Here is a 24957-nt window from a genome sequence, read left to right on the forward strand (position 1 = left end):
CTTTAAATGTTATCCGATATTGTCCAGAATCTATCTCGCAAAGAACAGAATTAGTCTTGTTCCATTTCGATATTCACTGCCAGCGAACGAATCTCTTTCACTAAGACATTGAATGATTCCGGCATGCCGGCTTCCATTGAATGGTTGCCATCAACAATGTTTTTATACATTCTGGTTCTGCCTGTCACGTCATCGGATTTGACAGTCAACATTTCTTGCAATGTGTACGCGGCGCCATAAGCTTCCAGAGCCCAGACCTCCATCTCACCAAAACGCTGACCACCGAATTGCGCTTTACCGCCCAACGGTTGCTGCGTTACCAAACTGTAAGGGCCGGTCGAACGCGCATGCATTTTGTCGTCCACCAAGTGATTCAGTTTCAGCATATACATGTAACCCACAGTAACTTCACGCTCAAACGGTTCGCCTGTTAAGCCATCGTACAGTACGGTTTGCCCGTGCTCCGGTAAATCGGCCAAACGCAACATGGTACGAATATCTTCTTCCGAAGCCCCGTCGAAGACCGGGGTCGCCATCGGTACACCGGCAACCAAGTTGACCGCCATCTCTAGAATTTCTTTATCGGTAAACGAATTCAGATCTTCCTTTCGGCCGCTGCAATTGTAAATTTTCTCCATGAAACCACGTATTTCCGCGACTTTTGCTTGAGCTTCCAGCATCTTACCGATCTTGATACCCAAGCCTTTAGATGCCCAACCCAAATGCGTTTCCAACACCTGACCAACGTTCATCCGCGATGGTACGCCAAGAGGATTTAACAAAATGTCGACGGGGTTACCGTCAGCGGTATACGGCATGTCTTCAATCGGCACGATTTGGGAGATAACCCCCTTGTTACCGTGACGGCCGGCCATCTTGTCGCCCGGCTGAATACGTTTTTTAACAGCCAAATAAACTTTGACCATTTTCAACACGCCCGGCGCCAAATCGTCGCCCATGGTGATTTTTTTCTTTTTCTGCTCGAAACGCTCGTCGAACTCTTTACGTTGCTGCTCTACATGCTCGGCAACGGTCTCCAATTGCACGTTGACATCTTCGTCTTGTGTGCGGATTTTCAACAACTCGGAAGGCACCAAGCCATCCAGATAATCAGCGGTAATTTCTTCGCCTTTTTTCAAGCCATTCGGACCCTTTTCGGCTTTTTTACCAGCTAACAAGGTTTTTACCCGAGCGAAAATATCGTGCTCGACGATTTTCAGTTGGTCATCCAAGTCTTTCCGGTAACGCTTGATTTCCGCATCTTCGATTTCCAGGGCTCGCTTGTCTTTTTTCACACCATCACGAGTGAAAACCTGAACATCGATCACAGTACCGCGCACGTTGCCCGGCACACGTAGCGACGTGTCTTTCACATCGGCTGCTTTTTCGCCGAAGATGGCTCTCAGCAATTTCTCTTCTGGCGTTAATTGCGTTTCACCTTTCGGCGTCACTTTACCCACTAGAATGTCACCGCCTTTTACTTCCGCACCGACGTATACAATCCCGGATTCATCCAATTTGGATAAGGCTTCTTCACTAACGTTTGGAATATCCGCAGTAATTTCTTCCGGACTGTGCTTGGTTTCGCGAGCTACGCAGGTTTTTTCTTCGATATGAATAGTCGTAAAGCGATCTTCCTTTACTACTCGCTCAGACACCAAAATGGAGTCTTCGAAGTTATAGCCATTCCAGGGCATGAAGGCTATCAACATGTTTTGACCCAGGGCCAATTCGCCGATGTCGGTCGAAGGGCCGTCCGCCAAAATATCGCCGGCTCTGACGATGTCGCCGAGTTTAACCAGTGGTTTTTGGTTGATACAGGTGTTTTGGTTAGAACGGGTATATTTAATCAAGTTGTAGATATCCACGCCTGGCACACCCGCAACGGTCTCTTCGTCATTCGCACGTACTACGATACGCCCCGCATCAACCGCTTCGATACGACCACCACGAGTTGCTACCACGGTTACACCCGAGTCTTTCGCGACGACACGCTCCATACCGGTGCCAACCAAAGGCTTCTCTGCACGTAAAGTGGGAACCGCTTGACGTTGCATGTTCGAACCCATCAACGCCCGGTTCGCGTCGTCATGTTCCAAGAACGGGATGATGGATGCCGCCACGGATACGATCTGCTTGGACGATACGTCCATATATTGCACGGTTTCGGACGAAGCCAAGGTGAATTCGTCTTTGTAACGACAAGACACCAAGCCTTCAACCAATTTGCCGTTTTCGTCAACCGCCACGCTGGACTGCGCGATAACGTATTCGCCTTCTTCGATTGCGGAAATGTAATCGACCTGATCGGTTACTTTACCGTCGACCACTTTCCGGTACGGAGTTTCCAAGAAGCCGTATTCGTTGGTTCTGGCGTAGACAGACAATGAGTTAATCAAACCAATGTTCGGGCCCTCTGGTGTTTCAATAGGGCAAACTCGACCATAGTGAGTGGTGTGAACGTCACGAACCTCGAACCCGGCACGTTCTCTGGCTAAACCGCCAGGACCCAGTGCCGAAACCCGGCGTTTGTGGGTAACTTGCGATAACGGATTGTTTTGGTCCATAAACTGCGATAACTGGCTGGAACCAAAGAATTCCTTGACAGCCGCAGACACAGGTTTAGCGTTGATGATCTCCTGTGGCATATAGCCCTCGGAATCCGCCAATGTCAAACGCTCTCTGACAGCTCGTTCGACTCGAACCAAACCGATGCGGAACTGGTTTTCGATCATTTCTCCAACAGAACGTACACGTCTGTTTCCCAAATGGTCGATGTCGTCCACGGTACCGTTACCGTTCCTAATTTTGATCAGTTCTTTCAAAACATCGATGATGTCTTCTTTGCTTAGCGTGCCCGGGCCTTCGGTTTCTTCACGCCCCAATCGACGGTTGAATTTCATCCGGCCAACGGCGGATAAGTCGTAACGTTCGTCAGTAAAGAACAGGTTTTCGAATAAGTTTTCCGCAGACTCTACTGTAGGCGGCTCGCCAGGACGCATCATTCTGTAGATTTCCACCAATGCCTCCAGGCGATTTGTGGTGGTATCCAAACGCATCGAATTGGAGATGTAAGGACCTCTATCCAAATCGTTAACATACAGTGTATCGATCTCGCGAACACCCGCATCGATCAACTTCTGCAATAAATTGTCGGTGATTTCGTCATTAACACTGGCCAACAGCTCGCCGGTAGATGTATCGACAACATTATGGCCTAGAATTTTTCCGTACAGATAGTCCCTAGGCACTTCGATTTCAGTGACACCGGATTTTTCCAGTTGGCGAACATGTTTGGCAGTAATTCTGCGACCCTCTTCGATAACAACGTTACCGTCGTGCTTAATATCGAAAACAGCCATTTCACCACGCAACCTATCCGGGATCACGTGAAACATTAATTTTTCGGCGCTCAATGAGAACTTGTTGGTTTCGAAGAAAATTTTGATCATTTCTTCATTTTCATATCCCAAAGCCCGTAACAAAATAGTCGCCGGAATTTTTCTACGTCTGTCTATACGCACGTAAACGGCGTCTTTATGATCAAATTCGAAATCCAACCATGAGCCGCGATAAGGAATGACTCGGGCATTAAACAACAACTTGCCGGACGAATGGGTTTTACCTTTGTCGTGGTCGTAAAATACACCGGGCGATCTGTGCAACTGCGACACAATGACCCGTTCAGTGCCGTTAATCACGAATGTACCGTTGTCGGTCATCAGAGGCAGTTCACCCATGTAAACTTCCTGCTCTCTAATATCCTTAACGACTTTGGTATTAGCAGGCGCGTCTTTATCATAAATAACTAGACGCACTAAAACACGCAAAGGCGCTGAAAATGTAGCGCCGCGCTGTTGACACTCTCTTACATCGAATGCGGGTTCCCCCAAGCGATATTTAACATACTCCAATACGGCATAGCCGGAATGACTTACTACCGGAAAGACACTGGAGAATGCGGCATGCAGCCCTTGATTACGCCGTTTATCCGGCTCTATGCCGGACTGCAAAAAATTTGCATACGAATCAATTTGTGTTGCCAAAAGATAGGGAACTTCCAATACTTCGGAACCCTTCCCAAAATTATTACGGATACGCTTTTTTTCGGTAAAAGAATAGGCCATATTGCTTCTATACCTTCGTCGTCAGAGATTATTTACTACTGTTTTAGAAACAGTAAAAGGCCGACGGCAAAATGCCGTCAGCCCGGTTTGATAGGCTTATGCCTGGTATGCAGCCAAGATGCTTATTTGATTTCGGCAGTTGCGCCAGCTTCTTCAAGCTCTTTTTTCGCCGCTTCGGCTTCGGCTTTGTTAACACCTTCTTTAACAGTAGTAGGTGCGCCTTCAACAGCGTCTTTCGCTTCTTTCAAGCCCAAGCCTGTCAAACCGCGAACCGCTTTAATAACCGCTACTTTGTTTTCGCCGAAACCGGTCAAGATAACATCGAACTCGGTTTGCTCTTCAACAACAGCCGCCGCTACAGGAGCTGCAACCGCTACTGCCGCAGCAGCAGAAACGCCAAACTTTTCTTCCATCGCTGAAATCAGATCAACGATTTCCATCACAGTCATGTTAGAGACTGCTTCCAAGATGTCTTGTTGTGAAATTGCCATTGTATATTCCTCTAAAATTAATGAGTTTTAACTGGTTAACGCGAGATTATGCCGCTTCTTTCTCGTCTCTGATTGCAGCCAGAGTACGTGCGAGTTTCTCAACCGGTGCTTTCATGACCGACATCAGCATACTGATACCTTGATCACGGGTTGGCAATCTTGCCAATCTATCTAGCTCCGATCCATCAAAAGCCTGACCACCGATTGCCACTACTTTCGCGATCAGTTTGTTATGGCCTTTGGAGAATTCGCTGATGAGCCGTGCAGCGCAGCCTGGATCTTCCATGGAAAATGCCAGTATTAAAGGACCGACCAGCCCTTCCTGCATACATTCAAACTCAGTCCCAGCGACAGCACGTTTAGCCAGTGTATTTTTGACTACGCGCAAATAAACGCCCGTTTCTCTCGCGGTTTTACGCAGTTCCGTCAATTCGGTAACTGTCAGACCCCGATATTCCGCAGCGATCGCGGAATGGGCTTTAGCGGCGAATTCAGCAACTTCCTCTACGACAACTTTTTTGCTATCTAAATTGAGTGCCACATCTACCTCCGGTACTTTCCGATTATCCATCGGATCTATGAAACGCATCTTTCGATGCCCCTTTCACGGTCCCTTTCACCAACTTTGCGGCTCCAGCTCCCGTCTGCGTAGGAAAATTAAGCTTTCGCACCTACGGTCTTTGACGGTTGCCGATAACTCGGCAACCCAAAGCCTTACAACTTGTTAAATTCTTAAATGTCGATACTGCCTTGATCGATCCACAAGCCAGGACCCATGGTCGAGGACAATGCAATCTTTTTCAAATAGACGCCTTTGGCAGCCGTCGGTTTAGCTTTTTTAAGATCTGAAATCAAAAACTCCAAATTTTGTTTGAGCGCAGTTTCATCGAAAGATACTTTACCGATAGAGCAATGAATAATGCCTGATTTATCTGTGCGGTATCTGACCTGCCCTGATTTGGCATTTTTAACTGCTGTTACAACGTCAGGCGTTACGGTACCTACTTTCGGGTTTGGCATCAGGCCTCTTGGGCCTAAGATTTGACCTAATTGACCCACTACACGCATTGCATCAGGTGAGGCAATTACCACATCAAAGTTCATTTCGCCGCGTTTTACTTGCTCAGCTAAATCGTCCATACCAACGATGTCCGCGCCCGCTTCGCGAGCCGCATCCGCATTTGGGCCTTGCGTAAATACAGCAACTCTTACTGTTTTACCGGTACCGTTCGGTAACACGGAAGCGCCACGAACGTTCTGATCAGATTTACGAGGATCAACACCCAAGTTAACACTCACATCCACAGACTCATCAAACTTGCTATTGGCAAACTCTTTTAATAGTGCTACAGCTTCGGCAACCGAATATTGTTTGCTTCTAACTACCTTTTCTTTGATAGCCTTTGCTTTTTTAGTTACTTTTGCCATTACACGCCCTCCACGTTCAAGCCCATGCTGCGAGCACTTCCCGCAATAATTCTTATGGCCGCTTCCAAATTAGCTGCGTTCAAATCTTCCATTTTGGTTTTAGCGATTTCTTCCAACTGCGCACGTGAAACTGTGCCAACTTTATTAGAATTGGGCTTGCTGCTTCCGCTTTTAATACCCACTGCTTTTTTCAACAATACTGACGCTGGCGGAGTCTTGGTAATGAAAGTGAAGCTTTTATCGCTATAAACCGTGATAACAACCGGCAAAGGCAGACCTTTTTCGACTTCCTGAGTTCTTGCATTAAATGCCTTGCAGAACTCCATAATATTGACACCACGCTGACCCAATGCAGGACCAATTGGTGGACTAGGATTAGCCTCACCCGCTTTAACTTGCAGCTTGATGTACGAATCAATTTTTTTTGCCATTTTATACTCCTAACGGGTGCAAACGCTTTTCAGCTCCCCAACAAACAAAAATCCCGGCCATGCAAATGACAGGGATTCGTAAAAATCTCAAATTGTAGGCTAGACTTTTTCAACCTGTCCAAATTCTAATTCAACCGGTGTAGATCGACCAAAAATAAGAACCGATACGCGCAACCGGCTTTTCTCGTAATTGACTTCTTCTATATTGCCGTTAAAGTCTTTAAATGGGCCATCAGTAATCCGAACAACTTCCCCAACTTCAAACAATACTTTGGGCCGTGGCTTATTCACACCCTCTTCGACACGATTTAATATTGCCATTGCTTCCTTTTCTGAGATTGGTGACGGCCTATCTGATGCCCCGCCTATAAAGCCCAACACCCTAGGAACATTTCTTACTAAATGCCATGTTTCGTCATTCAATTCCATTTGCACAAGCACGTATCCGGGAAAGAATTTCCTTTCACTTTTACGCTGCTGACCCATGCGCATTTCAACAACTTCTTCAGTAGGGACCAGAATTTTTCCAAAAAACTCTTCCAGACCTTCGCGTTTTATACGCTCTTCAAGAGCCTGCTTGACTTTATTTTCAAAATTGGAATACGCATGAACGACATACCAGCGAAGCGACATTATTTAATCCCCTGGCTCATCAAAAGCTGAACACCCCAAAACAAAAACATATCTAGCAACCACAGTATTAAGCCGACTATGAATACCATCAAAAAAACCATCAGCGTAGTACGAACCGCCTCGTCTTTAGTGGGCCACACTATCCTTTTGAATTCTTGCTTGGACTCCAGCATAAAGCCCCATAGACCGCGACCCTTAGCAGTAGTAAAAGCAACAGCTATAGCAGCCGCTAAAACAGCCACCAAAACTAAAACGCGGTAAAGAAGCTGCAAATCAGAAAAATAATAGAACGCTGATATGCCAACAACAACAAAAACCAAAGATAAAGCCAACTTTACGATGTCCACCACTGAGGAGACTTCTTCTGCCTGTGCGTTCATTTAGTCAACTTGAATTAAATTATGAAGATTTTCTGAATGGCAGGCCAGGAGGGACTCGAACCCCCAACTTGCGGTTTTGGAGACCGCTGCTCTACCAATTGAACTACTGACCTATTCAGAAAATATTTTTTGAATCAAAAACGGCTATTACTCGATAATAGAAGCAACAACACCCGCACCCACGGTGCGACCACCTTCGCGAATCGCAAAACGCAAGCCGTCTTCCATCGCAATCGGTGAGATAAGTTTTACGGTAACGGCGATGTTATCGCCAGGCATAACCATTTCCACGCCTTCTGGCAAATCTACCGCACCGGTTACGTCGGTCGTTCTGAAGTAGAACTGCGGACGATAGCCATTAAAGAATGGAGTATGACGACCGCCCTCTTCTTTAGACAGGACGTAGATTTCCGCCTTGAAATGAGCGTGCGGTTTAATGGAGTTAACGTGCGCCAATACTTGACCACGTTCCACGTCTTCTCTTTTAGTACCACGCAACAGCACACCGACGTTATCGCCCGCTTGACCTTGATCAAGCAGTTTGCGGAACATCTCCACACCCGTGCAGGTCGTTTGAACGGTATCTTTGATGCCGACGATCTCGACGGCTTCGCCAACTTTGATGATACCCCGCTCAACACGTCCGGTTACTACGGTACCGCGACCTGAAATTGAGAACACGTCTTCGATAGGCATCAAGAATTTGCCGTCGATCGCGCGTTCTGGCTCGGGAATGTAACTGTCCAACGCTTCAACCAAGCGCACTACTGATTGTACACCAATTTCGCTTTGCTCGCCTTCTAAAGCTTTCAATGCGGAACCAACGATAATGGGAGTGTCGTCACCTGGAAATTCGTATTGATTCAATAACTCGCGAATTTCCATTTCAACCAGCTCAATCAACTCAGCGTCATCTACCATATCGGCCTTGTTCAAGAACACAACAATGTAAGGCACACCGACTTGACGTGATAACAGAATGTGCTCGCGCGTTTGCGGCATAGGACCGTCCGCAGCAGAGCAAACCAAAATCGCGCCGTCCATTTGGGCAGCACCGGTAATCATGTTTTTAACGTAGTCAGCGTGACCAGGGCAGTCAACGTGGGCATAGTGACGGTTGGCTGATTCGTACTCTACGTGTGACGTAGAAATGGTTATACCGCGCGCACGTTCTTCCGGGGCGTTGTCGATTTGATCAAAAGCCTTAACTTCGCCGCCTTGCAGCTCCGCCATGACTTTTGTTAATGCCGCTGTCAATGTGGTTTTACCGTGGTCAACGTGACCAATGGTGCCTACGTTTACGTGCGGTTTCTTTCTTTCAAATTTTTCTTTAGCCATTTTGGAACACCCTAACTACGACAAAAACAAACCTAAATCTGGAGCTCATAACCGGATTTGAACCGGTGACCTCTTCCTTACCAAGGAAGTGCTCTACCTACTGAGCTATATGAGCGAGTAATTTACCCCGAAATGGAGCGGGTGATGGGAATCGAACCCACGCAATCAGCTTGGAAGGCTGGAGTTCTACCATTGAACTACACCCGCAGATCCCATAAATTTGGTGGTGGAGGGGGGAGGATTCGAACCTCCGAAGGTAGAACCGGCAGATTTACAGTCTGATCCCTTTGGCCGCTCGGGAACCCCTCCGTTACTTATTCGATCAATTATCCTTGTTTCAAAAACCCCAGTCAAGTGTTTTTTTTAATTCAGCTGAAGTAACAATCAAACTCCAATTGAATTCAAATCACCCAAAACCAACGCATCCATGCTTTTCGCTAACTCGCCAAACAAACCCAGCATTCGAGCCTGACCATCACAAGACAAACTGGACAACACATAGTCCGCCACACCCACCCCCGCGACAGGACGACCTATACCAATTCTCAACCTGTAGAAATCACGGGTGTCGATATGAGCAATAATGTCACGCAACCCGTTATGCCCACCGTGCCCCCCGTCTTTTTTCATCTTGACAACGCCCTCGGGAAGCTCAAGCTCATCATGAACCACAAGCATTTCTTCGGACTTAAACTTGTAATATCGCAAAAACTTACCGACAGACAAGCCGCTTTTATTCATAAAAGTCATCGGCTTTAGCAATACAAGCCCGTATCCGCCAATATTGCATTCAGCCACCTCTCCGGAAAACTGACTACTGCTCGACCAACCAGCACCAGCAAGCCCCGCCAGATACTCCACAAACAAAAACCCGGCATTGTGCCGGGTTTTTTCGTACTGCCGCCCAGGATTACCCAGACCAACAATCAACTTAATCATTCAAACAAGACTTCAAACACTATTAGTCAGCAGATTCCACAGATCTTGGCTTGACTATTTGAGCAACCGGATGATCATGCTCAGCACCATGCTGCAACGCTGCAATCTCAACACCAGCCGGCAAAATCAAATCAGACAAATGTATTGTCGAACCAACATCTACACTAGCCAAATCTACTTCAATGAATTCCGGCAAAGCAGAAGGCATACACAACACCTCCACATCAACCATTGCATGATTGACCAAACCACCTTTTTTAACGCCTACCGAAATAGCTTCATTGATAAAATGCAAAGGAACATGAACTTTCAATTTATGCGTATCATCAACCCGCATAAAGTCCATATGCAGCACTATCGGCTTTGCAGGGTGCCTTTGTATATGCTTAAGAACAGCTTTTTCTGTTTTGCCGTCGATTTTAAGATCAAGCACATGGGAATAAACCGCCTCATGCACCAAATGCTTAACCACTTCATTATGATCCAGCAATAACATCTCAGGAGCACCGCTACCACCATATACTACTGCCGGGACCTTACCCTGACGACGAACAACTTTGGCCGCGCTACTGCCCGAGGCACTGCGAGCTTCTGCAACAAATTCAAACACGTTAGCCATTTTTTTCTCCAAAAGCTTGTTCCACAAGCACTACTTTAATTCTTATCAGTCAACATAAAGCGAGCTTACAGACTCGCCCACCGCTATTCGACGTATTGTTTCTGCCAACATTTCCGCAACGCTTAGCTGCCTAATCTTATCAATCCCGGACAATTCTGTAGTTAACGGTATCGTATCTGTAACTACCAATTCATCAAGAACGGAATTTTTAACATTTTCCGCGGCCGCACCAGACAACACCGGATGAGTACAGTATGCAACAACCTTTTTGGCACCATTTTTCTTGAGCGCCCCTGCCGCGTGACACAAAGTACCCGCCGTATCAACCAAGTCATCCACCATGACACAGGTACGACCCTCTACATCGCCGATGATATGCATTATCTCCGACACATTCGGACGCGGCCTTCGCTTGTCGATTATCGCCAAATCAGCATCACCCAGACGCTTTGCGATGGCTCTAGCCCTCACAACACCACCAACATCCGGTGAAACCACAATCAAATCTTCGTATTCTTGCCGCCAAATATCACCTAGCAAAATTGGCGAAGCATACACATTATCAACCGGAATCCCAAAGAATCCCATGATTTGATCTGCATGCAAGTCAACAGTCAACGCCCTGTCAGCCCCAGCATTACCTATCATATCCGCAACCAATCTTGCAGTAATGGGCACCCTAGCCGACCTTGAGCGCCTATCTTGCCGCGCGTAACCATAATACGGCATAACGGCTGTTATTCTCGCCGCAGACGCTCGCCTCATAGCATCGATCATTACCAACAATTCCATTAGATTTTCGTTGGTAGGCGCGCAGGTAGGCTGTATGACAAATACATCCCTACCCCTAACATTTTCTTCTATCTCAACAAAAATCTCGCCATCACTGAAACGACCAACCGTGGCCATGCCGAGGCGCATATTGAGCTTCTTCACAATACCTTCAGACAACGCCTTATTGGCATTCCCGGAAAATACCATTACCGAGGCCTCACGCATTCAAGCACTCCTAAGGAACTATTGTGTGGAGATTATGGCTGGGCTGCAAGGATTCGAACCTTGGTATGCGAGGATCAAAACCTCGTGCCTTACCGCTTGGCGACAGCCCATTAAATTGATTAAACAGATCCTTGTCTTAATTTTTCATGCAGAGGCGAAACATTAAGTCCTCGAGCCAAATAAACTAACCAACTCTGACTCAACTCAGAAAATGCCTCACGCGCCGACTCTTCCGAATCGAACTGAGCAAACACACAAGCCCCAGTCCCCGTCAATCTTGCTTCTGCATATTGAGATAATGCATCCAATGCATTACTCACCGGCTTATATAATTTGCTAACAACCGGAAGACAATCATTCCGCCAATCGCCTGCAATGAAGTCGCGCATTGTGATGGATTTGCTATCTCTTGTCAACTCTTCCGTCAAAAAAATCTGTTTCGTGTTCACATGACAATCCGGCTTGATTACCACGACCCATTGTTCCGGAATCGTTATGGGCTTTAATTCCTCACCAACCCCCTCACCCCAAGCGGTGTATCCATAGACAAAAACAGGCACATCGGCACCAAGCTGCAAGCCCAACTCCATCAACGCTTCTAATGGTAAATGCAGATTCCACAACCTATTCAGCACCACCAGCGTAGTAGCAGCATCGGAACTACCACCACCCAAGCCACCACCCATAGGCAGATTCTTTTCGACATCAATACACACCCCGGATGCATACCCAGTATATTGTCTCAATAAGTTGGCGGCGCGAACGGTTAAGTCTTCGTGTTCCGGGACACCAGGAATTGGATGACGTAAATAAACCCGGCCATTTTCCGCAGGATAAAATGTTATCCAGTCACACAAATCAATAATCTGAAATACTGTTTGCAGTAAATGATAGCCATCTGGGCGACGCCCGGTGATTCTCAGCATTAGATTCAACTTAGCCGGCGCAGGCCATTTCTCACCCCAACCCACCACCTGTTCTTGCATTCCCGTCACGACAAATCCCATTGATCCACTATTAATTTGATTCTTGTCTTATCTTTTTCCGCATTGATTTTTCTCGGCAGTACTAAGGCGTTAACATGCTGAATTTCTCTGAAACCAACCCGCCACCCAGACTGAAAAAATCCATCAACCTGCTCGACAAACGACTGCTCCGGATCAGGCAAGCCAAGCACCCAATACCTCAAAGCGCTCACAGGAATCGCGACACCTAACTGCTCCGCCAGCACCTCTTCTGCAGGCCCGCGAAATTCTTTGTGATTGTCGCCGTCATCCACCGCTACGAAATCAGCTTCGACAGTGATCATCAGCTTACCCTGAGCCAATGGCCCCGAAAGCTCAATATCATCTCTCCCAGAGCGATGCCGCCAACTCACCGACGCAGAAAACGAATCCTTCTCATCAACCAGAGCCAATCGCCCCTCAAAATACCATTGCTGTTGCTGTTGCAACACCCTCATATCTTGCAAACGGTAGGCGTCGCTCGGCTTTTCTGACAATAAAGAACAGCCGGACAAGAACGCCACAGCCAACAAGAACACACCGCCCTTAAAAATCATTGCCCGTTTTGCAAAAAGCGTTTTTTAAACTCCAACAAATATTCGTCATCAGGAGATTTTTTATAAACACTGTCGAAAAGCTCTTTTGCTTCCTTTTTCTCACCCAAAGACCAAAGCACTTCGGCAATATGCGCGGCAATTTCATTTTCCGGCTGCTTCTCGTAGGCTCTACGCAAAAATTCCAGCGCCCGCTCAGGCTTTCCGAGCTTAAACTGCAACCATCCGTAGCTGTCTATTACTACCGCCTCATCGGGCTGCAAACTGAGAGCGCGCTCCAAATATTTGGCCGCCTCCTCATAGCGCTGTGTCCTATCGGTCAACGTATAACCCAACGCATTCAGCGCCCCCACATCGTCCGGCTTTTGCTCTAAAATTTTCTGCAGGTCGGATTCAAGCACATCCAGCTTATCCAAGCGTTCGGCAACCAATGCCCGTGCATATAGTACTTCGCGATTATCGGGCATGTCTTTTAAAGCCAGTGTCAGAACATCAAAAGCTTCCTGGTATTTACCCAATTGATTGTAGAGCTCTGCCTTAACCATCAAGACCCGCAAATGCTGCTCAGGATATTTGTTATCCATGCGCTTGATGCGGGCCTCGATCTCGTCGAAGCGTTTTTGATTCATCAACAAAGACACCGCTGCCATATCCGCGTCGAATGCGTAATTGCCGTCGCTCACCCGATCAAACCAAGTTAATGCCTTATCGGGGTGCTGTTGATCAACTTCAATCTTGCCCAAGTAAAAACTAGCCTGCCCTTCCCACTCGGGATTATTCAGCAACTTCTCAAGTACGTTTTCAGCCTTATCGATCTGGCTTTGCTGCATATATACCAAAGCCAAGGTAAACAGCGTTTCAGCATCATCCGGCTTGTCTTCCAGCACACTCTGGCAAAGCTTTATCGCATCGTCGTAGTCGTGACCGTTAACCAACACTTCCAACAACATCTTTCTCAGCATCCTATCTTCCGGCGCCGCCTTAAGCGCCTTTTCCAAAGAGGCGCGCGCCTTAGACAAGTCGCCGGAGCGTCCGGCCAGCTGTGCCTGCAAGATCACAGCCTTATTCCAATCAGGCTGGATTAACAATGCTTGATTAACTTTCTGCTGGGCCAACTCGTTATTTTGCAGAACCGACGCCAAAACTGCCTGCAAGAAAAACACACTGGCTTGATTAGGATGCTCAACAGCCAACTCTTCCAACACGTCATAGGTAAATTGTGTGCGACCTTCTTTTTCCATCAACTTGGTCATTTCCAGCACACCAGCCTCAAAACCGGCCGGATCATCTGCCAGCATGGCATTGAGATTTTCGACAGCCGCCTTTTGATCTGAATTTTTAATCGCCAGTAACACGGCAAACTTTCTCGCCGCTAAATTCTTACCGTCCTTAGACAACCAAACCGTCAAGGCCTCACGGGTACGCTGCTCGTCTTTTAAAAACAAACCGATTTTGACTGCCCGCTCCGCAATCCGCGGATCATCCACTCGCTTAGCGGCCTGCAAATAAGCATCCATGGCCAAATGGTACTGATTACGCTGCCCTGCCAATTCCGCGGCCATCAGCAAATACAGCACCTCTTCGTCGATCACTGTGTTGCGATTAACTCTGCTTTCCAAACCCTCAGGCTTGACTGGCAAACCTTCTGCCTCAGGCTCTTTCTCAGGAGAAACCGCACATCCTGACATCGATAAAAACATTGCGATGGCTATCCATTTTTTCATGCAATCAATTGACCCACTTTTGAAAAACTATTGTCGATAGATTACCAGAAAAAGCCCCTGAATCAGACTGTCGTTTCATTGTATTTGGACAAAAACAGCGCATTCCTTAAAATAGTGCACTTTTCTTGTGCTATTGTTCGCAACCGATGACTCTTCTTGCCGTAGGGATAAATTACAATACAGCGCCGGTCGCCATCCGCGAACGCTTGGCGTTCCCGACGGACATGCTCGATAACACGCTGAAAAACTTGTGGAATCTTCGCGAAATCAGCGAGGCGGCCATTCTATCCACTTGCAATCGCACCGAATTTTACTATCAGGCCGACAGCGACAACCAATCCTCGTTGGTAAATTGGATAGCCGACACCAAACAGATCAAACCCGCCGACTTCACTCCTTATCTTTACAGCTACAAAGATAGCCAATCGATAAGACATATGTTCCGCGTGGCCTGCGGACTGGATTCGATGATCCTGGGCGAGCCGCAAATTCTCGGCCAAATGAAAACCGCCTACCATGCCGCTTCACAAGCCGGCACCTTGGGTCGAAATCTCAGCAAATTATTTCAACACACGTTTTCCGCTGCTAAAAAGGTCCGCACCGACACCGCCATCGGCTCCAGCCCGGTGTCTGTCGCATTTGCCGCCGTGCAACTGGCACAACAAATTTTCGACAAACTCAGCGAACAAACCGCTTTATTGATAGGTGCCGGCGAAACGATAGAACTCACCGCCCGCCATCTATACCAACACGGCATCGGCCGCATCATCATTGCCAATCGCACTTACGACAAAGCCCATGCCTTGGCGATGCAGTTCAACGGCTACGCGATCAACCTCGCCGAGTTGCCGAATCACTTGGCGGAAGCAGACATTGTCGTATCGTCCACCGCCAGCCAATTGCCGATCCTTGGTAAAGGCCGCGTAGAAAGCGCGATCAAAATCCGCAAGCACAAACCGATGTTCATGGTCGATTTGGCCGTGCCGCGCGACATCGAAGCCGAAGTTGCGCAGCTACGCGATGTTTATCTGTATACGGTTGACGATCTACAAAACACCGTCAATCAAAACATGGACTCGCGCCGCCGCGCCGCCGAGCAGGCCGAGGAAATTATCGACACTCAAGTCGAACACTTTATGGCCTGGCTACGTTCTCAAGGCGCACAGGAAACCATCCGCGATTTCCGCACTCAGGCCGAGCAAACTCGCGACGAAGCCTTGCAAAAAGCTTTAGCCCAACTCAACAGCGGCGCAGCCGCCGACGAAGTATTACAGCGCCTCGCTTACACCTTGACCAACAAACTGATCCATACACCCTGCGCGCAACTGCGCGAGGCCGGCGCCAACGAACGCCACGACCTGATCGCCGCTTCCCGCGAAATTTTCAAATTACGATAAGCCACTGAATGAAACCCTCGATACAAACCAAACTGGAAAACCTCGGCGAACGCTTCGAAGAAATCACCGCCCTACTGTCACAACCGGAAGTACAAAGCAATCAAAACCAATTCCGCAGCCTGAGCCAGGAATACGCGCAAATCGAGCCGCTGGTCGCCTGTTACAAAATCTATCAGGAAAACGAAGCCAATCTCGAATCAGCCCAGGAAATGGCTAAAGACAGCGACCCGGAGTTACGGGAAATGGCCAAAGAAGAAATCCAGGCCGCCGAAGCCCAACGCGAGGAATTGACCCAACAACTGCAAATCCTGCTGCTGCCAAAAGACCCGAACGACAACCGCAACGTGTTTTTGGAAGTACGCGCCGGCACCGGTGGCGACGAAGCGGCGATCTTCTCCGGCGACCTCGCACGGATGTATCAACGCTATGCGGAACGGCAAGGCTGGAGCACCGAGATTATCAACGAGAACCGCGGCGAACACGGCGGCTTTAAAGAAGTCATCATGCGCGTGGCCGGCCAAAACGTGTATTCGCAATTAAAGTTCGAATCGGGCACCCACCGCGTGCAACGGGTACCGGAAACCGAGTCGCAAGGCCGCGTGCATACTTCGGCCTGCACCGTGGCGATCATGCCGGAAGTCGATGCGGTCGACGAAATCGACATCAATCCGGCGGACCTGCGCATCGACACCTACCGCGCCTCCGGCGCCGGCGGCCAACACGTCAACCGCACCGAATCGGCGATCCGTATTACCCACATCCCGTCCGGTGTGGTCGTCGAATGCCAGGACGAACGCTCTCAACACAAGAACCGCGCCCGCGCGATGTCGGTATTGCAGGCCCGTTTGATGTCGGCGGCCCAGGAAAAGCAACACGCGGAACAATCGGAAAGCCGCAAATTACAAGTGGGCAGCGGCGACCGATCCGAGCGTATCCGCACCTATAACTACCCGCAAGGCCGACTCACCGACCACCGCATCAACCTGACGCTTTATAAGCTGGAAGAAATCATGGAAGGCGGATTGGAGCATGTGATTCAACCGCTGATTCATGAACATCAGGCAGAATTGTTGACTCAGCTGGGTAATGTCTAAGCAACCTATATGGACAGATACCAGCAATACGATTCATAGCCTGGTAGCCACTGCAAGCGCAAAGCTAAGCGCCACATCCGAAACCGCAATGCTGGACGCGGAAGTTCTGCTTTGCCACTGCCTAAACAAAACCCGCTCGTTTCTCAGAGCTTGGCCGGAACATCAGCCCAGCGCGGAACAAAACGCTCAGTTTCAAATATTGGTAGAGCAGCGCTCGCAGGGCACGCCGGTTGCCTACTTAACCGGCCAACGCGAATTCTGGTCGCGCAATTTCAAAGTCAGCCCGAATGTCTTGATCCCCAGACCCGACACCGAATTGCTTATAGAGCTCAGCCTGTCGCTATTACCTGCCGACCAGCCCTGTAAAATCATCGATCTCGGCACCGGCTCCGGGATAATTGCCGTCACCTTGGCCGCCGAACGACCATTAGCCCAGGTATTTGCCAGCGATCTAAGCTCGGCGGCTTTAGAGCTGGCCCAATGCAATGCGCAGCAACTCAAGACCGGCAATGTGCGTTTTGTGCAATCGAACTGGTTCGAAAACATCGAAGAAACAGACTTTGATTTAGTCGTTAGCAATCCACCCTACATCGTCGATAACGACCCGCATCTAACCATCGGCGACGTGCGCTTTGAGCCTGACAGCGCGTTGATCAGCCCCAACAACGGCCTGCAAGACATTCATCAGCTTGCCGAGCAAGCGCGTCTGCATTTAAAAGACAATGGCCAATTATTGGTCGAACACGGCTACAATCAGCAATCCGAGGTACAAGCCATTTTTCACGAATTTGGCTACCAGCAGGTCAACACCCATGCTGATTTATCCGGCAATCCACGAGTGACATCGGGAATATGGAAACCACTATGAACCACAAAGAAATTTCTCTACCGCGCAAGCTCACCAACCAGTTACTGCACTTGGCGCAACTATCCCCGGATACCGAGGTTTGCGGTCTAATCGGCGCGGACAGTACCGGTATGCCGGCGAGTTGTTATCCAGTGGAAAATAGCGCCGCCACGCCGCAGACCCGATTTTTATTAGACGCCAGCCAGCAAATCGAGGCGATGCGCCAAATCCGCGAAAAAGGCGAAACGCTATTTGCTATCTACCACTCGCACCCGCACACGCCGGCCCAACCGTCAGCGACCGACATCCAGGAAGCCAGCTATCCGGACGCACTGCATTTGATCATTTCCTTAAATACCAAGGGCGTATTGGAAATGCGCGGCTTTAAAATTGCCGGAGACAGCGCGGAAGAAGTGGAATTAAATCTGATTGAAGCTTAATCCAAGCCGTTGCATCCCTAACCGCGTGCTCAATGCTCCCAAGACGCGGCATCTTCGATAGGTTCTAGATGCGTGTCGATGTCGATGTTGTCGAACCTGTCCTTGATTCGCTGCTCGATGGCTTCCAGCAAATCATGACCCTGCTGCACTGTCCAACTCCCAGGTACCAACACATGCACCGACATGAAACGTCTGGCGCCGGCGTAACGAGTCCGTAACGCATGATAAGCAATACGTTGGCCGGCCACATATTCATCCAACACAGCGACGATTTCCGCAATTTCCTCCTGCGATAAGGCCGCATCCAATAAACCGGACACGGTCCGGCGAATCAATTGCAAGCCGGCCCAGACAATATTTAACGCCACTCCTATGGCAATAATCGGGTCGAGTATTTCCCAGCCATTCAGCCCCAATTGCCTGGCAAACGCCAGACTCGGCTCGAAACGGTTTGCCACCGAGATAATGGCGATGCCGACCAAAATCCCGACTGTCGTCCAGACATCGGTCATCAAATGCTTACCGTCGGCTTCCAGGGTAATCGACTGCCGACGGCGGCCGACACCAATCAAAACTCGGGCAACCGCCAAATTGATCAGAGAAGCAAACACCGAAACCGCTATCCCCAGATCAAGTTGCTGAAGCGGCAGCGGATTCCACAAGCGTTCCCAGGCCGCGTAGCCAATACTAAAAGCCGCCAGCAAAATCATGATGCCTTCCGCACCGCTGGAGAAATATTCTACTTTTTCATGCCCATAAGCATGTGTATCGTCGGGTGGCCGCGCAGAAATAGTCAGTACCACCAGCATGATGATCGCCGCCACCAAATTGATCAGCGACTCCAACGCATCGGACAGTAAGCCCACGGAGTCGGTCAGCCAATAGGCGTAACTTTTTAGTGCGATGGTGCTGACGGCGGCAGCAATGGATAGCCAGCCATATCGGGCTAGAGATTGTTGTTCTGTCATAATATTGACGAAGTCTAAACGGACTATTAGTCTAGCAGACAGAGCCGTAGCAAGATTCATTTCCCATACTTTGATATCTTTGACGTGATAGTTCCAGATCGCATCCATAAAAAAACCGCCTGGAACGTTCAAGATCGAGGCGGTTTTTTTGATTTTACGCGAGGCTATCCTTGCCTCTCAAAGCTTGGCTTAGAAGTCAACTTGTCCGCGCAGTTCGAAGGCGTCAAGTTTGGAACCATCGTAGCCCGCACCGTTTGTTGGCGCAGTTAAGCTGCTGGTACCTGGGCGTTGAATTTCCAGAGCATGAATGTAGTTAGCCATCATCTTGATATGCGAATTTGGATACCAATTCAAACCAAACTTCGCCACGGCAGCTCGGCCACCTCTAACATTCTTATCATTCAAATCAAGATAGTCATAACCTGCGGCAACTTCCCAAGCACCCAAACCACCTTTCATGTCAAAGTGACGTTTAGGTTTCAAGCGATCCCACGCACCGGTTTTAGTCTTGTAAGCGCGAGACTCGCCGGTCAAGAAATAGCTAACATATCCGTAGTAACCATTGAGGCTTTCGTTGTTATTAACACGGCCAGAAAGGTCGGCTTGTATGTACTCGGCTTGAGCAGAAAAAGGACCATAGACTAATGCAGATTCACCACCCATTCTGGTAATAGTGGAGACGTTGTCGAATATGCCTGTTCCAGTATCAATGATAGCGGTTCTATCAACGTTGGTTATAGCTGCTTGATATCTCATAGCATTGTTGTTTCCAGCGTCATTCAAATAGCGCTGCGATCCCGACGCACCAACATGTAAAAACTTGGTTTTATCTTCAAACCAAGGTAACGCGGTAACACGGCCTGTCAGTTCCCAGCCCATATCTCCAGATCCGCCGTTACGGTTGTTATTGCCGTTGCTACCCCTAGAAGAGGTATACGCCCAACCGCCACCAACAGGCTCAGTCATAATAGCGCCCGCAGCAGTCCAGCGAGGATCTGACCATGTCAAAGCAAAACCGGTTTTATAGGCATTTGGATTGTCTGAAAACGCATTGACTGCCATGTTACGTTCGATGAAGGTCAGCCAACGGTTGCTGGTCGCTTCTTCCAAACTGAAGGGCTCTTTGAATGAACCTACTTTTACTCCAAGCGGATCGTAACCTCTCCAATTAATGTAAGCATCAGTAATACCCGCTGCTACACCGGAGTTACCTCCGCGGCTAAAGTCATATTCAAATTTGTATTCCCAATCGTGATAATAGCTACCTTCAACACCGAGACGGGCACGTCTGATATTGGCACCATCGGCTAACTGTTGCGTGTCATTAGGTGTAGCTGTTGAGTTACTAATGGGTGACCCATCGGAAACATTCATTTGCGCATCAACCTGCATCCTGCCATTGATAGCCATTTCGAAGTTGCCATCCTTACTCTCGAATTTAATTCCTTTCTCGTTAAGCTCCAGTTCGCTGAATTTAGGATCTTTAATGTGCTCATCCAGCGCTTTCAACTCGTTGTTTTTCAAAGCCAAATCTTCCTTGATTTGTGCTATTTCAGCCTTCTGCGCTTGCGCTTCAGCTTTTTGCGCGGCGGTATCTTCGACTTTTTCAAATGAACCCAGCTTGGTCCGGCCCGGACCTGGCTCGGCAAAAATCTGCTTGGTTTTGGCATCAACATACAAATCCAGCGCCATCGCCTCGGCGCAAATACCCGAGCCAATAACGGCTGCCACTGCCAGGCTCAGCTTAGAAAGTCTCATCAAATTTCTCCAATAATTATATAAATCAATGCGTTACTCAAAGATCACAACGACCAGCGAGCTTGAGCGCATTGTATGGAGGCAATATGACAACTTTATGACAAAACGAATTTAATTGGCCTATCCGTTGTTTTTTTGCGACAAAAACCGCATTCGATACAAGTCGTTAGCGTATCGGCAGCTTGATGATGGGATAGTCGAGCTCGGCCCCTGTCACCTTTAAGCAACAGATATACCGATAATGATAAGAACCCAAGCGGGCTTAGACAGTGGGATAAAACAATTTAAAAATGACTTCGAACTCGTCGCTGATTTTGTCCAGTATGAAACTGATTTGCTCCGGTGTCAGATTCAATGCGCTTACTGCGTGAGCGTCGTAGGGGTTTTCGATTCGGCTCAAGCAGTTCGCCAGTCTGACCATGGCGGCCAAATCGGCGTAAGGCCCGATCAAATCAGGAAAGCAATGCAAGCGAATACTTTCCACAATAACGTCCGGTAACATCCATTGTTTGCACAACTCGGCGCCGGCTTGAAAATGGTCGAAACCGATCACGTTCTGCTCTACCGTGACCTCTTCGTCCACCGCGAGCGGGGTTTGCGATTGCAGTAATAAGTCGACTTCCCGGGCCAATACCGGAATCCGCCGATAAAACACCAATTGTCCGATGTTGTGGACCAAACCGCACAGAAATGCGGTGTCGGCATAGTGCTTGCCGAAATGAATATCCAATTCGCGTGCAATCAACGCGCAACGCAAATTTCTGGCCCAAAAATCGTGAATGGAGAAATGTTGTCCGGGTAAATCGGAAAAACGTTCGACAATCAAGGTACCCAGCACCAGATTCTGCAACTCACGGGTACCAATCATGGTGATGGCTTTGGTAATCGAACTGATTTGGGACGGAAAACCATAAAAAGCACTATTCACTATCTTCAGTAGCTTTACCGCCAATGCCGCATCGGCTTCGATCACCACAGCCGCGTCTTTCGCAGTCTTATTCGGGTCTTCGACTATTTTTTTCAACAAAAAATAGGCATTCGGCGGCGAGGCGAGTTGCAAATCACCTCTCAGCAAATCGGCAACAGTTAATGTGGACGGTGAGTAAGCTATCATCAATAATTCTAAAAAATTAAATTTACACCTATACTGAAAACCAATAGCATAGAAATAGCATTAAAGGCTGCGCTTAAACCTAGACCAATTATATGAAAATACAAGCTTATTAAATGCTGCCCTCCTCCTGACCTTATGCCGACTGCTCCCGATTTTATGCCAATACCTGGATGGTATTAGATGATTGCCAATGACGCGCTCAAAGAAAAACTGATTGTCGTTGCGGAGCATAATGAAGTCTCCGCTCAAAAAATCGTTTCCACATTGAAAACGAAGGGTTTTACCGATATTCGTGTAGCTGAAAATGGCGAACAAATTTACGAGATATTAAAGCCTTACGCCGATCAACCCGACAGGATCGGTCTGATCGTGCTGAACGCAAGGCTGCCGCTTTGCCAAGCTCGGGAAATGTGCCAGAGTTTATCCAGCGCCAATTCGGTATCGGTCATTCCGGTAGTAATTCTGAACGACGACAGCTTTGCCTGTGAGCTCGACAGTTGTCAACCGCAACAGGACAATTGTCTAACTTACAAAATCAACACCCCCGTCAATACCCAGGAATTGATACTGGCAGTAAAATTTTTGCTGAGCCTGAAACAGGAACGCCAACTGCGCCACCGTCAGGAAGAACAATTGATCAATGAATTGGCCGCCAAAAACGTTATTGATGCCAAACTCAAGTTTCTGGTTGCCCACGACGAATTAACCGGCTTATTCAATCGCAGCAGTTTCGAACGTCAGCTGAGATTGGTATTAAATCACAGCAATAAAACGCAAAAAGACGGGTCTCTATTATTCATTGATGTGGACCGCTTCAGCCTGATTAACGAACTGGAAGGCTTTGAAGTAGGTGATCGTTTACTGGTCGAAATGGCCATTCTGGTCCGAAAGCTATTACCAGCCGGCAGTTTATTCGCCCGTATCGGCGCCGACGAGTTTTGTTTATTCCTGGAAAACAAAACTAAAAAGCAAGCACAGATTCTCGCGGAAACCATCAAAACCACCGTGGACAATTTTCGGTTCTTCACCGGCGAAGTGTCTTACAGCGCCTCGGTTTCCATCGGCATTGCCGCGCTGGACAATACCGTTTCCGCGTTTCATCCGGGCGAAATGATTTTACATGCCCGCCAAGCCTGCAACTTTGCAAAAAGCACCGGCAGAGACAAAATCTGCGTCTACAACAGCGATGATCTCATCGTCAAGGAAAGACGCCGCGACATTTACTGGGTGCCGCTTATTCGCAAGGCCTTGCGGGATAACCAGCTATTTCTGGTGTTCCAGCCGGTGGTACAGCTGTCTGATGGCAATGTTTCGCACTATGAAGTGTTATTGCGCATGCGCGGCGAAGGCAATGAAGTCATCACGCCGGATCAGTTTATTCCGGTAGCCGAAAGAACCGGCTTGATTCACGCGATAGACCTGTGGGTCGTTGAAAATGCCATCGACTTTCTGGCGGCACTGCCCACTTACATGTCTTATATTTCCCTGGCCGTGAACCTTTCAAGTACCGCGTTTCAGTATCCGGATTTACTATCCACTATTAAGGATAAACTGGAAATGACCTGGATAGACGCCAACCGTTTGACCTTCGAAATCACCGAAACAGCCGCCGTGGACAATTTTGAAAAAACCCGGCACATGATTAACAAAATCAGAGCCTTAGGCTGCAAATTCGCGCTAGACGATTTCGGCGCCGGCTTTTGTTCGTTCAACTATCTCAAAACCTTTCCGGTCGATTACGTGAAAATCGACGGTCAATTCATCAGAAACCTGCTCGACAACGAAACCGATCAAATACTTGTCAAATCCATGGTGGAAATTGCCTCAAAACTCGGCAAGAAAACCATCGCCGAATTCGTCGAATCGGCAGGTACGGCGGTAAAGCTGAAGGAAATCGGCGTAAACTTCGGCCAGGGCTACGCATTCGGCAAACCCGAGCAGAATCTACTGGATGGTCAGAAGGTTTCGCTTAACCTTTTGCTGGGCAGCAATCAGGTGGCCAGTCCAATCAGTTGAAACGGATTAAACGTAATTCGCGAACTTTTTAGCAATTGGGGTATTAGTTTACCGACTTGATTAGCTCTGGTATATTCGCTCGCGGTGTTTAAAAACGTGTCATCACATTGTTCTGAATCTTAATAAATAAAACAAACAAAAGGGGAAGGGTTATGGCTGAATTGCTTTTTATAGCGACAACTATTTTTGTAGCTTACGTAGTATTTGTGGTCATGGGTGGCAAAAAGGAAAAACCGGAAACTAGTAAACCCGAGCCCGCCAAGCCGGAAGCGACTAAACCGGCCATCCAAACCGAACTGACACCGCCTCCTCCCGCAGCTGTAAAAACCGCCGAAAAACCCGCTCCAGCCAAAGCCGCCACACCCAAACCCGCCGCACCCAAAGCCAGTAAATCCGCCCCGGCCAAAAAAGCCGCCGCCCCTGCGCCAGCAGCGCCAGTCGATAGTCTGAAAAATCCAAAAACAGGTGAAGTCGCCAAAATCCCAGCGAGTTATGCCTTTGCCAAACGTTGGATCAAAGACGCGCTGGTAGAAGAAGGCCTGTTGGACAAAGTGTATAAAAACAACGAACTAGACGATGCCGCAAACGCCAAAATTCAAGCCGCGCTGCAACAATTGAAAGGCATGAGTAAGTATCAATAAGCATGCCTGTGGATA

General features: G+C 48.3%; 23 protein-coding genes and 5 tRNA genes. 6 read left to right on the forward strand and 22 right to left on the reverse strand.

Going from position 1 to position 24957, the window contains the following annotated elements; all coding sequences use genetic code 11:
* Positions 1 to 50: 50 nt before the first annotated feature.
* From rpoB to ACR02O_RS21780, 19 genes are all read right to left on the reverse strand, one after another.
* Positions 51 to 4127, reverse strand: coding sequence for a DNA-directed RNA polymerase subunit beta (gene rpoB / locus ACR02O_RS21690; protein WP_033159597.1), 4077 nt, complete (start codon positions 4125 to 4127; stop codon positions 51 to 53).
* Positions 4128 to 4249: 122 nt separating this feature from the next.
* Positions 4250 to 4618 (reverse strand): 50S ribosomal protein L7/L12, encoded by a 369-nt coding sequence (gene rplL / locus ACR02O_RS21695; RefSeq protein WP_020484796.1) that lies wholly within the window; start codon positions 4616 to 4618, stop codon positions 4250 to 4252.
* Positions 4619 to 4664: 46 nt separating this feature from the next.
* Entirely contained in the window at positions 4665 to 5159 is a 495-nt protein-coding gene (gene rplJ / locus ACR02O_RS21700; RefSeq protein WP_026147170.1) for a 50S ribosomal protein L10, read from the reverse strand.
* Positions 5160 to 5350: 191 nt separating this feature from the next.
* On the reverse strand, positions 5351 to 6046 hold the full coding sequence (gene rplA, locus ACR02O_RS21705; RefSeq protein ID WP_033159598.1) for a 50S ribosomal protein L1: 696 nt from the start codon (positions 6044 to 6046) through the stop codon (positions 5351 to 5353).
* Entirely contained in the window at positions 6046 to 6477 is a 432-nt protein-coding gene (rplK, locus tag ACR02O_RS21710; protein WP_020484793.1) for a 50S ribosomal protein L11, read from the reverse strand. The genes rplA and rplK overlap by 1 nt, the downstream gene beginning before the upstream one ends.
* Positions 6478 to 6576: 99 nt before the next feature.
* Positions 6577 to 7110 (reverse strand): transcription termination/antitermination protein NusG, encoded by a 534-nt coding sequence (gene nusG / locus ACR02O_RS21715; RefSeq protein ID WP_033159599.1) that lies wholly within the window; start codon positions 7108 to 7110, stop codon positions 6577 to 6579.
* Complete coding sequence (gene secE / locus ACR02O_RS21720; protein ID WP_033159600.1) at positions 7110 to 7490, reverse strand: preprotein translocase subunit SecE; 381 nt, start codon at positions 7488 to 7490, stop codon at positions 7110 to 7112. Before secE ends, nusG begins: the two co-directional genes overlap by 1 nt.
* A gap of 37 nt (positions 7491 to 7527) precedes the next feature.
* Positions 7528 to 7603: transfer RNA gene (locus ACR02O_RS21725), tRNA-Trp, on the reverse strand.
* A gap of 34 nt (positions 7604 to 7637) precedes the next feature.
* Entirely contained in the window at positions 7638 to 8828 is a 1191-nt protein-coding gene (gene tuf / locus ACR02O_RS21730) for an elongation factor Tu (protein ID WP_020484790.1), read from the reverse strand.
* Between the two features lie 39 nt (positions 8829 to 8867).
* Positions 8868 to 8943 (reverse strand) — tRNA-Thr (locus ACR02O_RS21735).
* 18 nt (positions 8944 to 8961) lie between these two features.
* Positions 8962 to 9035, reverse strand: a tRNA-Gly gene (locus ACR02O_RS21740).
* 17 nt (positions 9036 to 9052) lie between these two features.
* Positions 9053 to 9137: transfer RNA gene (locus ACR02O_RS21745), tRNA-Tyr, on the reverse strand.
* A gap of 75 nt (positions 9138 to 9212) precedes the next feature.
* Complete coding sequence (gene pth / locus ACR02O_RS21750) at positions 9213 to 9767, reverse strand: aminoacyl-tRNA hydrolase (RefSeq protein WP_458138300.1); 555 nt, start codon at positions 9765 to 9767, stop codon at positions 9213 to 9215.
* Positions 9768 to 9789: 22 nt separating this feature from the next.
* On the reverse strand, positions 9790 to 10386 hold the full coding sequence (locus ACR02O_RS21755) for a 50S ribosomal protein L25/general stress protein Ctc (RefSeq protein ID WP_033156110.1): 597 nt from the start codon (positions 10384 to 10386) through the stop codon (positions 9790 to 9792).
* A gap of 45 nt (positions 10387 to 10431) precedes the next feature.
* Positions 10432 to 11385: a ribose-phosphate diphosphokinase gene (locus tag ACR02O_RS21760; RefSeq protein WP_033156109.1), complete on the reverse strand. Its 954-nt coding sequence runs from the start codon at positions 11383 to 11385 to the stop codon at positions 10432 to 10434.
* Between the two features lie 35 nt (positions 11386 to 11420).
* Positions 11421 to 11495: transfer RNA gene (locus ACR02O_RS21765), tRNA-Gln, on the reverse strand.
* 9 nt (positions 11496 to 11504) lie between these two features.
* The gene (gene ispE / locus ACR02O_RS21770; RefSeq protein WP_458138301.1) at positions 11505 to 12392 is read right to left on the reverse strand and encodes a 4-(cytidine 5'-diphospho)-2-C-methyl-D-erythritol kinase; all 888 of its coding nucleotides are present in this window, start codon (positions 12390 to 12392) and stop codon (positions 11505 to 11507) included.
* On the reverse strand, positions 12377 to 12946 hold the full coding sequence (gene lolB / locus ACR02O_RS21775; RefSeq protein WP_458138302.1) for a lipoprotein insertase outer membrane protein LolB: 570 nt from the start codon (positions 12944 to 12946) through the stop codon (positions 12377 to 12379). The genes ispE and lolB overlap by 16 nt, the downstream gene beginning before the upstream one ends.
* Entirely contained in the window at positions 12943 to 14667 is a 1725-nt protein-coding gene (locus ACR02O_RS21780; RefSeq protein WP_458138303.1) for a tetratricopeptide repeat protein, read from the reverse strand. The genes lolB and ACR02O_RS21780 overlap by 4 nt, the downstream gene beginning before the upstream one ends.
* A 146-nt stretch (positions 14668 to 14813) precedes the next feature.
* Between ACR02O_RS21780 and hemA the strand changes: the two genes are divergently transcribed.
* Genes hemA through ACR02O_RS21800 form a run of 4 tightly spaced genes read left to right on the forward strand, consistent with a single transcriptional unit; the run spans position 14814 to position 18445 of the window.
* Entirely contained in the window at positions 14814 to 16064 is a 1251-nt protein-coding gene (gene hemA, locus ACR02O_RS21785) for a glutamyl-tRNA reductase (protein WP_033156106.1), read from the forward strand.
* Between the two features lie 8 nt (positions 16065 to 16072).
* Positions 16073 to 17158 carry a peptide chain release factor 1 gene (gene prfA / locus ACR02O_RS21790; protein ID WP_033156105.1) on the forward strand — a complete coding sequence of 362 codons (1086 nt, stop codon included), beginning with the start codon at positions 16073 to 16075 and terminating at the stop codon, positions 17156 to 17158.
* Positions 17151 to 18026, forward strand: coding sequence for a peptide chain release factor N(5)-glutamine methyltransferase (prmC, locus tag ACR02O_RS21795; RefSeq protein ID WP_458138306.1), 876 nt, complete (start codon positions 17151 to 17153; stop codon positions 18024 to 18026). Before prfA ends, prmC begins: the two co-directional genes overlap by 8 nt.
* Entirely contained in the window at positions 18023 to 18445 is a 423-nt protein-coding gene (locus ACR02O_RS21800; protein WP_319960417.1) for a M67 family metallopeptidase, read from the forward strand. The genes prmC and ACR02O_RS21800 overlap by 4 nt, the downstream gene beginning before the upstream one ends.
* A 29-nt stretch (positions 18446 to 18474) precedes the next feature.
* Here ACR02O_RS21800 and ACR02O_RS21805 read toward each other — a convergent pair whose 3' ends face one another.
* The 3 genes from ACR02O_RS21805 to ACR02O_RS21815 all read right to left on the reverse strand — a co-directional run bounded on the left by ACR02O_RS21805 (position 18475) and on the right by ACR02O_RS21815 (position 22285).
* Complete coding sequence (locus tag ACR02O_RS21805) at positions 18475 to 19413, reverse strand: cation diffusion facilitator family transporter (protein ID WP_494522375.1); 939 nt, start codon at positions 19411 to 19413, stop codon at positions 18475 to 18477.
* A gap of 189 nt (positions 19414 to 19602) precedes the next feature.
* The gene (locus ACR02O_RS21810; protein WP_494522376.1) at positions 19603 to 21171 is read right to left on the reverse strand and encodes an OprO/OprP family phosphate-selective porin; all 1569 of its coding nucleotides are present in this window, start codon (positions 21169 to 21171) and stop codon (positions 19603 to 19605) included.
* 262 nt (positions 21172 to 21433) lie between these two features.
* Positions 21434 to 22285, reverse strand: coding sequence for an HDOD domain-containing protein (locus ACR02O_RS21815; protein ID WP_494522377.1), 852 nt, complete (start codon positions 22283 to 22285; stop codon positions 21434 to 21436).
* Positions 22286 to 22465: 180 nt separating this feature from the next.
* Here ACR02O_RS21815 and ACR02O_RS21820 point away from each other — a divergent pair, with 180 nt between their 5' ends.
* Positions 22466 to 24301, forward strand: a complete 1836-nt coding sequence (locus ACR02O_RS21820) for a GGDEF and EAL domain-containing protein (RefSeq protein WP_033156100.1) — start codon at positions 22466 to 22468, stop codon at positions 24299 to 24301.
* A 152-nt stretch (positions 24302 to 24453) separates the two neighbouring features.
* Positions 24454 to 24942 (forward strand): hypothetical protein, encoded by a 489-nt coding sequence (locus ACR02O_RS21825; RefSeq protein WP_101052092.1) that lies wholly within the window; start codon positions 24454 to 24456, stop codon positions 24940 to 24942.
* Positions 24943 to 24957: the final 15 nt, after the last annotated feature.

The organism is Methylomonas sp. PHL2-19 (assembly GCF_059331595.1).

Bases quoted from the DNA above. Each gene is read 5' to 3' on its own strand.
- rpoB (WP_033159597.1), bottom strand. From the start codon at position 4,127: ATGGCCTATTCTTTTACCGAAAAAAAGCGTATCCGTAATAATTTTGGG.
- rplL (WP_020484796.1), bottom strand. From the start codon at position 4,618: ATGGCAATTTCACAACAAGACATCTTGGAAGCAGTCTCTAACATGACT.
- rplA (WP_033159598.1), bottom strand. From the start codon at position 6,046: ATGGCAAAAGTAACTAAAAAAGCAAAGGCTATCAAAGAAAAGGTAGTT.
- rplK (WP_020484793.1), bottom strand. From the start codon at position 6,477: ATGGCAAAAAAAATTGATTCGTACATCAAGCTGCAAGTTAAAGCGGGT.
- nusG (WP_033159599.1), bottom strand. From the start codon at position 7,110: ATGTCGCTTCGCTGGTATGTCGTTCATGCGTATTCCAATTTTGAAAAT.
- secE (WP_033159600.1), bottom strand. From the start codon at position 7,490: ATGAACGCACAGGCAGAAGAAGTCTCCTCAGTGGTGGACATCGTAAAG.
- tuf (WP_020484790.1), bottom strand. From the start codon at position 8,828: ATGGCTAAAGAAAAATTTGAAAGAAAGAAACCGCACGTAAACGTAGGC.
- pth (WP_458138300.1), bottom strand. From the start codon at position 9,767: ATGATTAAGTTGATTGTTGGTCTGGGTAATCCTGGGCGGCAGTACGAA.
- ACR02O_RS21755 (WP_033156110.1), bottom strand. From the start codon at position 10,386: ATGGCTAACGTGTTTGAATTTGTTGCAGAAGCTCGCAGTGCCTCGGGC.
- ACR02O_RS21760 (WP_033156109.1), bottom strand. From the start codon at position 11,385: ATGCGTGAGGCCTCGGTAATGGTATTTTCCGGGAATGCCAATAAGGCG.
- ispE (WP_458138301.1), bottom strand. From the start codon at position 12,392: ATGGGATTTGTCGTGACGGGAATGCAAGAACAGGTGGTGGGTTGGGGT.
- lolB (WP_458138302.1), bottom strand. From the start codon at position 12,946: ATGATTTTTAAGGGCGGTGTGTTCTTGTTGGCTGTGGCGTTCTTGTCC.
- ACR02O_RS21780 (WP_458138303.1), bottom strand. From the start codon at position 14,667: ATGAAAAAATGGATAGCCATCGCAATGTTTTTATCGATGTCAGGATGT.
- hemA (WP_033156106.1), top strand. From the start codon at position 14,814: ATGACTCTTCTTGCCGTAGGGATAAATTACAATACAGCGCCGGTCGCC.
- prfA (WP_033156105.1), top strand. From the start codon at position 16,073: ATGAAACCCTCGATACAAACCAAACTGGAAAACCTCGGCGAACGCTTC.
- prmC (WP_458138306.1), top strand. From the start codon at position 17,151: ATGTCTAAGCAACCTATATGGACAGATACCAGCAATACGATTCATAGC.
- ACR02O_RS21800 (WP_319960417.1), top strand. From the start codon at position 18,023: ATGAACCACAAAGAAATTTCTCTACCGCGCAAGCTCACCAACCAGTTA.
- ACR02O_RS21805 (WP_494522375.1), bottom strand. From the start codon at position 19,413: ATGACAGAACAACAATCTCTAGCCCGATATGGCTGGCTATCCATTGCT.
- ACR02O_RS21810 (WP_494522376.1), bottom strand. From the start codon at position 21,171: ATGAGACTTTCTAAGCTGAGCCTGGCAGTGGCAGCCGTTATTGGCTCG.
- ACR02O_RS21815 (WP_494522377.1), bottom strand. From the start codon at position 22,285: ATGATAGCTTACTCACCGTCCACATTAACTGTTGCCGATTTGCTGAGA.
- ACR02O_RS21820 (WP_033156100.1), top strand. From the start codon at position 22,466: ATGATTGCCAATGACGCGCTCAAAGAAAAACTGATTGTCGTTGCGGAG.
- ACR02O_RS21825 (WP_101052092.1), top strand. From the start codon at position 24,454: ATGGCTGAATTGCTTTTTATAGCGACAACTATTTTTGTAGCTTACGTA.